This window comes from Marinobacter sp. CH_CUG1437-1 (assembly GCF_037029655.1).
In the GTDB taxonomy this organism is placed as follows: Bacteria; Pseudomonadota; Gammaproteobacteria; order Pseudomonadales; family Oleiphilaceae; genus Marinobacter; species Marinobacter salsuginis.
Genome location: NZ_JAYMEW010000002.1, coordinates 353100 through 365139, shown reverse-complemented (window position 1 = coordinate 365139; position 12040 = coordinate 353100). Strand labels below are relative to the sequence as shown.

General features: G+C 44.9%; 9 protein-coding genes. 2 read left to right on the top strand and 7 right to left on the bottom strand.

The genetic code is table 11. From position 1 onward, the window contains the following. Position 1: 1 nt before the first annotated feature. The 3 genes from WA411_RS07055 to WA411_RS07045 form a co-directional block, all read right to left on the bottom strand. Positions 2 to 505 carry a hypothetical protein gene (locus WA411_RS07055; RefSeq protein WP_336064792.1) on the bottom strand — a complete coding sequence of 168 codons (504 nt, stop codon included), beginning with the start codon at positions 503 to 505 and terminating at the stop codon, positions 2 to 4. 283 nt (positions 506 to 788) lie between these two features. Next, the gene (locus tag WA411_RS07050; protein ID WP_336064791.1) at positions 789 to 1742 is read right to left on the bottom strand and encodes a polysaccharide pyruvyl transferase family protein; all 954 of its coding nucleotides are present in this window, start codon (positions 1740 to 1742) and stop codon (positions 789 to 791) included. A 131-nt stretch (positions 1743 to 1873) separates the two neighbouring features. Beyond that, positions 1874 to 3316, bottom strand: coding sequence for an oligosaccharide flippase family protein (locus WA411_RS07045; protein WP_336064790.1), 1443 nt, complete (start codon positions 3314 to 3316; stop codon positions 1874 to 1876). A gap of 381 nt (positions 3317 to 3697) precedes the next feature. Between WA411_RS07045 and WA411_RS07040 the strand changes: the two genes are divergently transcribed. Next, positions 3698 to 4839 (top strand): IS3 family transposase gene (locus tag WA411_RS07040; RefSeq protein ID WP_336064789.1). Its coding sequence is split into 2 segments (ribosomal slippage): positions 3698 to 3950 and positions 3950 to 4839, totalling 1143 coding nucleotides; the frame shifts between segments, so codons are not numbered across the junction. Positions 4840 to 5221: 382 nt separating this feature from the next. After that, the gene (locus WA411_RS07035; RefSeq protein ID WP_336064788.1) at positions 5222 to 6343 is read left to right on the top strand and encodes a hypothetical protein; all 1122 of its coding nucleotides are present in this window, start codon (positions 5222 to 5224) and stop codon (positions 6341 to 6343) included. A 70-nt stretch (positions 6344 to 6413) separates the two neighbouring features. Here WA411_RS07035 and WA411_RS07030 read toward each other — a convergent pair whose 3' ends face one another. Genes WA411_RS07030 through WA411_RS07015 form a run of 4 tightly spaced genes read right to left on the bottom strand, consistent with a single transcriptional unit; the run spans position 6414 to position 11943 of the window. Continuing rightward, positions 6414 to 7346, bottom strand: a complete 933-nt coding sequence (locus WA411_RS07030) for a glycosyltransferase (protein ID WP_336119293.1) — start codon at positions 7344 to 7346, stop codon at positions 6414 to 6416. A gap of 40 nt (positions 7347 to 7386) precedes the next feature. Continuing rightward, positions 7387 to 8751 (bottom strand): phenylacetate--CoA ligase family protein, encoded by a 1365-nt coding sequence (locus WA411_RS07025; protein WP_336064778.1) that lies wholly within the window; start codon positions 8749 to 8751, stop codon positions 7387 to 7389. Continuing rightward, the gene (locus WA411_RS07020) at positions 8732 to 9355 is read right to left on the bottom strand and encodes an acyltransferase (RefSeq protein ID WP_291910294.1); all 624 of its coding nucleotides are present in this window, start codon (positions 9353 to 9355) and stop codon (positions 8732 to 8734) included. The genes WA411_RS07025 and WA411_RS07020 overlap by 20 nt, the downstream gene beginning before the upstream one ends. After that, positions 9352 to 11943: a hypothetical protein gene (locus WA411_RS07015; RefSeq protein ID WP_291910292.1), complete on the bottom strand. Its 2592-nt coding sequence runs from the start codon at positions 11941 to 11943 to the stop codon at positions 9352 to 9354. The genes WA411_RS07020 and WA411_RS07015 overlap by 4 nt, the downstream gene beginning before the upstream one ends. Positions 11944 to 12040: the final 97 nt, after the last annotated feature.

Genomic DNA, 12040 nt, shown 5'->3' with positions numbered 1-12040 from the left:
GTTACTCCTTATAGAGAAGAAGCCCCAGCCCCCCAGCAGCCGGGTTGGCCCCGAGGATCTTGGTGATAAACTCTTTGATTACACGGGTTAAAGCAGAACCGGTGTTAGGAAGTATATTAGATGAAACGTAGCGTTCTGCAGACGTATTCATTTCATAAACACAGGCGGGGTAGTCCAGAGATGGGTAAATCCCAATAAGAACGACTTTTAGAGACGGATCCTCGATACAGAGTCGTCTCCTAATACGTCTAAGTAGCGATGTGCACCTATACAGATTATTGAAGCTCTTTAGTTTGTTTGATTGATTCGTCGTAGGTAAGACAACACAACACTGCGAGTTTCGGTTGAGCAGCTGTTTTGCATCGCTGAATACATTGTCCGGATTATTCTGGTCTATCTGGACGACGGAAACTTCCAGAACAGCTGCAAGTTGGCGAAGGTGATCATTCATGGTTTCGTAGGGTTGCACCGCATTTTTTTCAGTCCTTGCGCTATCAATTGTCATAGATTCTCTCAAGATAAGAGTAGTTTACGGTGCTACGAAGGTTATTGATAGCACTAGAATGGAACAAAATTAGAAAATTGACAAAGTACAATTCGTCTGGCTCTGATTCAGTCTGGAAGTTACACAGGATCGTACCAGGGCATTGTCGAGAAGTACTGAGCGCGTACTTTATCCCTAGGCAGCTCCTTAACATCAATAGTTACTTTCGTTATCCAAATTAATAAAAATTCTAAGCTAGTACGTTTTCCCTTCGCTTTGGATTGATCACCGTTTCATTTTGATTCTACCCAAAGTGATCGTTAATTTTCTTCTTCAATAGAAGTATCTTTTCGTCTATTTGAGATTCATCATTCAGAAAAAATTCGCCCTCTGTGAGGCGCCTTAACTCCCCAGCAACATCTTGATAAACGAAATCTTCGCTTGGCGGATAAATTGGCGGCGTTAGGTTAAACTTTGGATAAATCGAAAAAATAACTTTCTTTATGGTATTTTTTATTCTTCGGTTTCGGGGGATTTCCAAATCATACCAAACTGGAGTTACATTACTAAACCTTGCCGTTTTTCCAAATGCGCTCAACCAATCGTCCCACTTCTTAGTATTAATATGGTGATAAGCTTTCACAGGTTTCCATGGAACTCCATAACAGTCCGCGATAATTGCTCCATGCATAGCTTCAGTCAAAACCTTCTTACAACTACAGAGCGATTCCAGAAATTCGCCTAAAGATAATCTCGGATCAACAAAGTGAATACCCGCGAGTTTACAGACTTTCTCCCAGTCGCCGTAATTAAGACTCGCAACATGTGGTATGTATCCAAATTTATGGGTAATTTTAACATTCGGTCTTTCATAACAATCTTTGAGTAGGTAAGCACCGTCAAGTAAAACCACTTCATCGGATAATTCAAATGCTTCCTTCGAGTATTCGCCTCTTACTGCAAGAAATTTCCAAGAATCAGTGATCTTTGGTAACTTTCCATACCCGACTCCAGAAGAAATTACAGTATATTTCTTTGCCTTAGGTAGATGATGATTGAGGAGGCTCCCAATGCCAACAAGCAAGTCATCAGTATCATCGTCGAGATCTTTAATGTAGTGCGGCCAAATATATTCGTTTATGTCATCCCCGATATTGCCTTCTGGCATCTTGCAGTAGTAAAGATTCACCGTTTCACCTCGCCGACATTTTATTGTAGGAATTTTTAAATTATGTCTATAAAGAAGAAAAATTAACAAAATGATACACAGCAATGATTTGAAAATCAAATTATTTTCGGTGCCTTGAGTCTTCCATCGATATCAATTGCCTTGATTAGATTTATATTCTGACAATTCAGTTTCCAACCTTTTTAGTACGCAACATAAGACTATTGAGTGAGCTTATTTAGCTTTATTAATTTCAACAATTCATCGAAAAGCGGGTGTTTGAGTAATCGTAAGCAGAATATCCATAGGATTGGCAAAACGGCTGCGTAAATTAATAGCCCTGATACATAATGCATTTCATTGATATTGAAGGCGGCTTCTAAGGAATAAGCAACGCTCCAGCAAATCGCAACCAGAAGAAAGTTAGGAAGGAATTCCTTGAGCATCGTGAGTATTCCTAAGTTTGTTTTTGTTTTTATGATTAGAGTGGTGACACAAAAATCTATGAATGCGGCAATCAGCAGTGCCCAGGCAATAGCCATTAATCCAAATTGGGACGAATAAATAATCAGAGCCGCATAAGTAAAAAATGCAATAATTTCCTTTATGATCAAACTGACTTCTAGCTTTAAGGTAAGCAGTAAAGGTTGTGCAAAACCGTGAATAGATCGAATTATTGACCAGAATGCCAGCACAGATGCAATTGGAGCCGCGCTATCCCATTGGTCACCAAAGAAGAGTCTAATGGTAGGCAAACTCGCGACACTTGCGACGGCGAGAACGGGCCACGTAAATGCACCCAGTAGCTTCGTTGCCTTGATGTACGCTTGCGTAACGTCACCGCCATCTCGCAAAACATTTGATAAAAAGGGCAGTGCGACAGGCTTAACTCCGCTAATTATCAGTTCAGATAAAAAATCAATGAAACCTAAGCCTCTTGAGAAAATTGCAACGTTTGTTGTGCTGTTAGTTTTTCCTATAACTATGTCGGGCAAAGTCTTTTGGGTTCTTTCTAGAATGTTTGCTGCAGAGCTATAAATTCCAACGCTTACTATGGGCTTTAGGTCTTTAAATCTTGGCTTCCATACCATTTCTTTTCGAACAAAATAATATGTCGCAATTACCTGAGCTATCATGGATATAGTATTGGCGAGAGCAAGACCGTAAAAGCTAAGTTCGAGCTTGATAAAAATAAAAGTTGAAGTGAATATCGACAATGAGCTTATCAATCTTATGTAAAAAAGTTTATCAAAATTATAGTTTTTTGAGAGAAGTGCCGCAGGTATACTTACAAAAGGCGCGAGTATAAATCCGAACGAAAGTATCCAAAAAATAAGCTTGATTGCGTCAATTTCGTAAAACTCAGAAATGTAAGGAGATGTAGCGAAAAGTATTGCGCCCAGTGTCCATGATATTAAAATTGTTAGGCCAAGTGCAGAACGAATTTGGGATTTTTTTAAATTAGGTTCCCTTATTATATAAACTCCAGCGCCCAGAATTCTTATTTCGGATAGCAGCATCACAACAGCGCTGGCTATAGCGTAAACACCAATTTCACTTGGTGTCAGCAGTCTCGCAATCATGATTGTAGTTGCGAGTCCAATTATGCTCATTAAGTATTTGTTAATCGCGGAATAAAAAATAGCGTGCTTGATAGTTGGCATGTTCTCTACTTGTAATAGGGCCGTAAATTTATTTAATGTTTTGTCGTTGTCTAACTAGTTGCAAGTGAGACAGTCTGAAATCGCCGAAAATAACGCCATTGGTTATAGTATATGATTCGGTGCCACACAACATCACATTATTCGGTAAGCCTCGATGATCGATGCATAGAATTTTTGAGAAGTACCGCATCTCGAACTCGGTTGGGCCCCCGTAGAAACTACATTCATATACGCCTCGAAAATCCGGCCCTGGAGAACCCAAAAAAGGAGATCATGTCATTCCCGCTACATCGAAGATCAAATTTGACCCTACCCCAGAATTTAGGTCCATTTAAAACTGGAAAATCCGGCATGATAGAGCCCTGAGCAGGAGATCATGCCATGAAGCGGTCCCGTTACACCGAAGAGCAGATTGCCTTCGCCCTGAAGCAAGCCGAATTGGGGACACCGGTCCCGGAGGTCTGTCGCAAGATGGGCATCTCCGATGCCACTTTCTACACCTGGCGCAAGAAGTACGGTGGTCTGGGGCCATCCGAGCTGAAACGTCTGAAACAGCTGGAAGAGGAGAATCAGCGCCTCAAGAAGCTGGTGGCCGACCTGAGTCTGGACAAGACCATGCTTCAGGATGTGGTGGCAAAAAAGCTCTGAGACCGCCTCGTAAACGCCAACTGGTGGCTGACCTGCAAAAGCGATACAGGGTCAGCGAGCGCCAGGCGTGTGCGGTCTTGCAGTTTTCCCGGGCGTCTTGTCGATACCAATCGGTGGCAAGAGATTCGTCGGCATTATCGATGAGGATCCGTGAGATCACTCTCACACGGCTTCACTACGGTTACCGACGCGTGCATGTCCAACTGCAACGAGAGGGCTGGCGTGACAATCACAAACGGGTTTACCGGCTGTATCGGGACCAGGGATTGTCACTTCGTCTAAAGCGTCCTAAACGCAACAAGGCGGCCAAGAACCGTCAGCCACTTCAACGAGCCACCCATCCCAATCACATCTGGGGCATGGACTTTGTCTCAGATGCGCTGTTTGATGGTCGGCGACTGCGCTTGCTGACCATCATTGATCTGTTCACCAGGGAGTGCCTCGGCATCGTGGTTGGACAGAGCCTGAAGGGCCATGATGTTCAGGAAGCCTTGACGGCGATTGCCCGCTTCCGAGGCAACCCGGAGGTGCTTAAGACCGACAACGGTTCGGAGTTCGCCGGCAAGGTCATGGATCGCTGGGCCTATGAGCGGAACATCGAAATCGACTTCTCGCGGCCTGGAAAACCTACCGACAACGCAACGGTAGAATCGTTCAATGGACGACTCCGGCAGGAATGTCTGAACGAAAACTGGTTCTTGTCACTGGCCGACGCCAGGGAGAAAATCGAAGCGTGGCGAGCGTTCTATAACCAAGTCCGACCCCATTCCGCATTGGAGTGGTGCACGCCCTCTGACTACGCCAGAAAACATGCGGTTTCACGAAGAAAACAGGAACAATTGGAGCCGGATTTTTCCAACTCTGGGTGGACCTAATACGGGGTCAGGGTCAAGGAGCCGGATTTTTCCAACTCTGGGTGGACCTAATACGGGGTCAGGGTCATTGGAGCCGAATTTTCTAACTCTTGGGGGACCTGATACGGGGGCTGGGTCATATGTATTGGAGGGTGGATTAACAAATGAAAGTTCACCTGTAATGCAATCAAGTACGATTCAGGGTTAAGATGTGCCTGAGGTCCAATGGAGAGAGCCAAAATTTCAAATGTTTTAGTAGCGTGCACATGGCCTAGTATTAGATAGGCGCTACATAACTAATTTTTTTTTTACGAATTATTACAATGTTTTGGTAACTAACGCACTAAACGAATCACTGCAAGTTAATAAGGTACACCGGTTCAACGTTAGTGGAGCTATGGTCATGAATGCTTTCAATGAAACAAAGTTATTCCTAGGAGCTGCCGCGCTTTCTGTGCTTTCGTCGGTTGCGGCTGCAGAGGTGGTTTTTGAGGAAAGCTTTGATGGTATGTCCGACTGGACAAGCACAATGCATACTACTTCCCAGACCCAAAAAGTATCTGAAGGAGCAATTCTTCCCGGAACCTGGGACGCCATTTACCAAGGAACTATGTGGTCTCCAGAAACTGGTTTTCCCGATAATCACGCTTCACTCGAGATTTTGGCGGCCAATTCCGAAAAAGCACGAGGCGAAATTGGGAAGTCAGCTGTTTTTTGGCGTGAATCCTACGACAGGGGGTGGAATAATTGGGCATCGGATGCTCAACTTATAAAATATCTGGATAGGGAGTACGAGCAATTATACGTGGAGTTCTGGGTTCGATTTTCAAATAGTTGGTACGGACGAAAGGATGGTGAAGCTGGTTCCTGGACCTCAAAAATTTTCCGAATCGGCAGTTATGATGGAGAAGGGAATCCTTTCAACGGCGCCGCCGGATCAATAGGACCTCTTTTTTTGTGGGACTGGAAACGTGATAATTATGGCGTTAGAAACATCTTAGCATTTTACGGAGGTCCTCATGGAGAAAATTACAAATTTAATAATGAATATAAATTTGGCGGGTCATTGAATTTTAGCTCTATGACTCTGGGGATGGGGGCTGAAGGTACTGATCCGCTTCTCCTCGATCGTGTCAATGGAGGCTATTTAAAAGATTATCCTGGAATAGTAGACCACGATCAAGTATTTGGTCCTGGGGACTCATGGACTAAGGTAGCGTTCTTCATAAAGATGAACTCTAAGCCGGATGCCACAGATGGTGTGCTTACGCAATGGATAAACGGTACCCAAATACACCACAGAGATGATATTCCTTGGATAATGAGTAATTCAGAAAATAAAATGGTCGGCTGGAATTATTTTGCGATTGGAGGAAACGATTATTTTCAAGCATATCCGAATGAACAGCGGTACGAAGATTGGTTCTCTATTGATGATCTCAAAATAATGACCTCTGTGCCTGATGATCTGGCGGTTGATGTTGGTTCTCCTCCAAAAGCTCCTGGCGCCATAAAGGTTGAATAAAGAAAAGTTTTATTTGTCTTAGTTGAGAGTTTAGGTTTCACTGGAGATTTGATTTGAAGGTGGGCGAAGGTTACTGTCTTTTCGCTTCGGAGAAAATAAGCCCCTTCGCCCGACCTATTACGTAAAGCGTATCTAATATATAGCACTTGAAAATCTCGGGCAGTGAGTCTGGTTTACGCTTGGCTCTTAAGTATCTTTTTGCTGTCAATATTGCAGGTAGAAAAAAACAGCCCGAAATGGCGCCGTATGAAAATACTCTGTTGAAAGGCAACGACAACAAAGTGACAGTTGCTAATAATAGGAAGAGTAAAATTATTAAAAATACCGGATCCTTGGTGGATTCTGCCATTCGTTTTTTATAGCCCATTCCGTGCCAAGTCTGCCTTTTAAAAAAATCTGATAGTGACTTTGCATTTCCCCAATGAACAACGTTTAAATCCCGTGTTAATGTAACTTGGAAAGAAAGTTCTTTTAATTTGGATGAAAATTCACTGTCCTCGCCAGAGGGTAAAGATTCATCAAAGCCGCCTGAAAATTCAAAAATAGCCTTCGGCAATACTATTGAACAGCCTAGGAGCTCTCTAGGAAGAACGTTTCCTTCTTCATTTTCTAAGAGCCAACAGGTTTCAACCCACTGAGCATTTGGTGGGAGCAGGCACCCACCTCCAAAGACAGTATTTGGTTGTTCGCTAACAAGTTCTACCGCTCGCGAAATCCATGTAGTATCAAGAGAGCAGTCTGCATCAAGAAACACTAATATTTCACCTTCGGCGTTTCTAGCTCCATAGTTCCTAACTGCACCGACGTTAATATTCGGTTTTACATGAATTTTTGCGGAGGAATTTTGCGCTATGTTAAGTGAGTTGTCAGTTGATCCGTTGTCTACGATTAGCAGTTCGATTAAATCCTGGGGATAGTCCTGGTCTGCTATCGAGTTAAGGCACTTTGAAAGGTGCTCTTCTTCGTTGAAGCAAGGAATTATCATTGTCAATTTTGGCAGCATAGAAAAGGTGCTTATGATGTGAGGAAGATATGGCCCAACATTAATGCTTGGAATAATTCTGAACCACCATTTTATACTTGCCATTGGGCGAAGGCGGGATCTCATCAACGTATTCAACAGATATTTTGAGTTTATTTCCTAGCATTTTCCTAAGCTCCCAGATCATGAAATCCTCAGATTCTTTTACGAAATCTGACTTCTTTACCAGTTTCACTATCACTTGATCTGGCTCGTTCTGAATGATTTGAGCGTGTTTTACCCCTTCGAGATATTCAAATGCTATGGCAATTGCTGCAGTCGGAACGGACTTATTCTCGCTAACGATGACGGCACCGACCTTGCCATCAAGCTGTTTTAAAACTGGAGTTTCTCGACCGCATTGACATGGAGCGTAGCCTACCTCTCCGAGATCTCCGATTCGGTATCGAATTAAAGGCATGGCATCATTTAAAAGGGTTGTCACAAGGAGCTCTCCGCTACCTTCTGGCTTAACGGTTCCTTCCTTAGTGAGAACCTCTACAACTCCATACTCGGGCTCTATATGCATGGTTCCAAATTCGCATTCTGCAGCAAATACTACAGACTCTGCTGAACCATACTGATCGTATACTTTACTATCAAAAGCTTGCTCAATAACTTTACGCTGAGAGTTGGTGAAGTTCTCGGAGCTAGTGCTGATTCCGGTCGGTTTGAAATCTATATTTATTGAGTTTTGAATAATAAATTCGGCGAGTCGATATATAGATAGCGGATAACCTTCAATAACTTTGGGTTTAAATTCATTCAACTTTTCAAGGTAGAGTGGTAAGTTTTTATCGCTCATATGATAGGAGGAGAATATGAGTTGGCGATCTTTGAAGTTATAGCGCCAAAAAGGAGGCGTGTCGTTATCGGGGTCTTGTAGTTTTCTGCCAACAAAAGAGGCTTTTCGGTCCCCAATTTCAAAGTCCATCCTCTTATAGAATTTGGACCAAAATGCGTAACTCTTTTGGCGGATCCCCTTTGTTATATAGACTTTTAATGGATTTCCTGAGCTTCCACCCGTAAACAAAGGAAGTAAAGAACTTTTAGGATATCTTTGGTTCACAAAACTTTCAGTGTTGTCGGCAACTGTTTGCCTATCCAAGACTGGAAAGCTCTGTAAGTTGGGTTTTTTTAATCCTAATTTCTGATAGTAGGGTACATGATTGACAGATACATTAATGATGTATTCCAGCTTCGCGTCTGCTATCTTCTTAATTTCTTCCTGTGTTTTAAATTCATTTTCGTAAAGCTCATCAAGAAGCTTTTTATGAGCACCGCCATATCGCCGCCCGTGTTCTAGGTACCCATAGATGCTTACCAGAAAATTCTGAACCCAAACTGGGCTGGCCAAGTAAATCTTTTCAGGTAAGTGGCTTTTCATGATCTTGCTCCGCTAATAATCGGTTACGTATCAATTTTGCTGGATTACCTGCGAAGATACTTCCTGGCGCATCAATTGTTTTGACGCATATGCTGCCGGCGGCAATTACTGAACGATCCGCAACGTCCACAAGTATCACTGAGCTATTACCTAACCAACAATCTTGACCTATTTTTATCTTCTTAAAAATTCCTGGTTGTTCCTGGATCGTGCAATCTACCCGACTGAAATCGTGTTGTTGGTTTCCGCTGAGTATGTGTACGCCACTGCCTAAGAGTGTATTCTCACCAATTGAACATTTGCCTATGTTACTTTGTGGACCAACGTAGACTCCCCGGGAAATTGTTGTGTCCCTGTGGGATAAGATAGTTAGGAAACCGATTGAAATCTCGTCAGAGGTGCCTGTGGTAGCTAAACGGTAGAAAGCAGCTCGGATATAAACGCCTGTCTTTCCTGGCAGCAAGCTCAGGACTTGAGAGTAGGACTGGAAAACCCCATCGCTTTGTCCGCCGCGACTGGTGATCCAATACAGGAAGAAGACGGGGAGTATCAGTAAGAGCACGATATTTTTGATTGTGCGTTTTGTCAGGGCTCTAGTATTCATTGGCGGTTCATCCTTGCAGCCAGCCAGGCTCTTTCACGGGCTGGTCTGAACTGGGCAAGACCCAAACCAAAGCGTTGAAGAATTCGGAGCGCTAATTGTGGCCAAGTGAGTATCGGTTGCTTCTTGGTTTGTTTGGTTTCCTGGTTTTGCCGAGTGCCACAGTGCATTGCAGCTTGGATATTTTGTGGACCGTAGTTTTGATTAAGTATTATGAGTATGCGTGAAAAGTGCTTTTCTGAACTTTGAGCAAGTAAGTCGCAAGAATGCTCTAGCCAGTCTCCCCCTCTAGCTAGATAATTCTCTGCTTCTGGGCCTTGGGTTAGTTCAGCAGCATGGAACATGAGTGCGGCTTTGCGAACATCCTGTGCGATCCAAGTGTCATTGGCAAACTCCAGTTTTTGCGAATCTTGCAAAAAAGGGCGCTCATTCGTTCGCATCCAATTGGAGTAGTGCAGAAACGACACCAATGCGTGGTGATAGGCATCATCGTTTTTTGACAATTGGCGTTTTATCCAGAGATATCGAGCAATCGAGGACAAAAGCACGAGATAAGACCAGTTCAATTCAACGTCTAACAGGTTCCTCTGCTCGATGTCATCCTCCGGATGTATCGTATCTCGGATGACCTGCTCGGCCTTATTCAGCCACTTGCCCTCTGGTTCGAGAACTGCGGCATCCAGCAGGGCAGTCAGATAGTTGCCAGTGCCTCTGGTAAAAGGGTAGCGGTGAGGGCTGGGCTGCTCACCTTTGATCAGCGCCTTGAGTTTGGGCAGTTCCTGCTTTTTCAAGGCGAGTAGTTGTGCAAGCATCCCATCTGGAGCTTCGTGGAGGTTGACCATCCACTTTGCCAGATCGAGTACCGCTGTTTTGGAGGCTGGTGCGCCGGTTAACAGGTAATGGTAAAGAAGGCCCGTCGTATAACAATGCTCTGCTGCAGGCCCACCTCCCGTTTGCCCTGGAGTTGAGCTGGTATCGTTATGCCGGGTGAAGGTCCGGTGAGTGGCCGTGTACGCTGGCAGATAATGATCGGTATGCCAGAACAGTCCGTTATTATACTCCGCCCGATCCACATCGGTGTGGTAAATGTCGATATCCACCACGTGGCGGGCAAGGTCGTCCATCAATTCAAACCAGCGCGGATCTCCTGTCAGGGCGAACTGACGGGCGAACCCATAAATCGCGTCATACTGATTGTTGTAGTGGGAGATCAGTGGGGGCTCTCCCTCGGGCTGATAGAGGGTTTCATGGTCGGCAAAAATATCGCCAAAATTTCGCCAACCGTACTCATCAATATGTTCGCGCTTTTCGAAGAAGTTGTTTGGCCCGTCCAAACCGAGACTTATAAGCTCATCAAGTGGGCCTGCTGGCTGATTGGCCCGGAACCAGGGAAACGCGTTTGCCATCTCATAAACAGACGCATCGATCACTGGAGTGAGCGGCGCATAAACCCAGCTCAGATCGTGACTTTGGTTTGAGTGACTAACGAATAATGTCAGTCGCTTTCTTTCTCCGCCCTGTAGCTCATAAAGCTGGCCCGAATCTTCGGGGAATAGACCGGCTATAACCTTCTGTTGTTCTCCCCACAGGCTTGTCGGAAAGTTCTGCCAGAATCTGGGTATTGCTGTTTGAAAGCATATTCCATTGGCTTCCCAGGTCAGGTGGGGGCTGGCTCTTAGGCCCTCGGATATGTTTTGTCCCTCTTTTGAGAGGCGGTATCCGCGAAAACGGGTTGTCACTTTCCCGAATCGGTCAATGTGATTGGGGCTATCCCAGTTGGCACCACCACTGGAATCCTGGTAAATACCGGCGGACTGATCTGAAGTCACGGTCTTCGAGTTTTCAGTCTCTCCGGAGGCCATGGTAATGAGGCCGCTTTCAGGGAAAGTTGTTTCTACGTTAAGCCCGCGAAAGAAAACGGAGCCTTTGTCCCCCAGATCCCACAAACCGCCTGGATGGCTGGCTCTTCTTGGGTTATGCGGTGTAACCGAAACTTCCATCAGGCCATTGGCGCTGTATATAGAAAGTTCACAGGTTACTCTTATAAGTTCAGAGCCGTCGCTTTTCTTCCATAAGCCGGTTTGCTTCACGGTGGTGCGTACAGGGCCGTGCTCGATAACTTGCCAGTTTTCTGAGGAGATGAATTCGCAGCGGCAATTATCCTCATCCTGGAGAGTGACCTTTGTGTGGGATGCGGCATTGTTTGTGTTGATGCTATCCCACGCCAGGCTCTTTGCGTGCAGTTCGTAACTTGCCTCCGGAGTATTGACTATCAGTGAGCCATTCATGTGTTCAATGGCCATACTCACGCCCGAGGCGTCGGGTATCGCTTTCTCCAGGAATAGCGATGTTTCAGTGCCGGCTTGAAGAGTGGCGAGAAAACTTATGTGAACCCAACGAATGGAGCCGTCTGGCCAGGACGCAAGCGGTTTCGCCTGAAAAGGAATAGAAGAAGACTCTCCATGCCGGGATAGAGCGAGTTCTGAGGTGTCTGCCAATGCTCCCGGAGGGAGCGGAATGCCGAGGCCGACTGGCTCATTACTCCGAGCGAGGCCTGCACGATCCATTAATTTAATTCTGATAGGTTCCATTTGACGTCTACTACCCACGTCCGTTTGGGAAAACTTCAATCACCATCAAAGAATAGCGCGTTCTTTTGGTAACATAAAGTAACATTTTGAGGCGAGA

Coding starts and splice junctions, on each gene's coding strand:
- WA411_RS07055 (WP_336064792.1), bottom strand. CDS start 505: ATGACAATTGATAGCGCAAGGACTGAAAAAAATGCGGTGCAACCCTAC.
- WA411_RS07045 (WP_336064790.1), bottom strand. CDS start 3,316: ATGCCAACTATCAAGCACGCTATTTTTTATTCCGCGATTAACAAATAC.
- WA411_RS07035 (WP_336064788.1), top strand. CDS start 5,222: ATGAATGCTTTCAATGAAACAAAGTTATTCCTAGGAGCTGCCGCGCTT.
- WA411_RS07030 (WP_336119293.1), bottom strand. CDS start 7,346: ATGCTGCCAAAATTGACAATGATAATTCCTTGCTTCAACGAAGAAGAG.
- WA411_RS07025 (WP_336064778.1), bottom strand. CDS start 8,751: ATGAAAAGCCACTTACCTGAAAAGATTTACTTGGCCAGCCCAGTTTGG.
- WA411_RS07020 (WP_291910294.1), bottom strand. CDS start 9,355: ATGAATACTAGAGCCCTGACAAAACGCACAATCAAAAATATCGTGCTC.
- WA411_RS07015 (WP_291910292.1), bottom strand. CDS start 11,943: ATGGAACCTATCAGAATTAAATTAATGGATCGTGCAGGCCTCGCTCGG.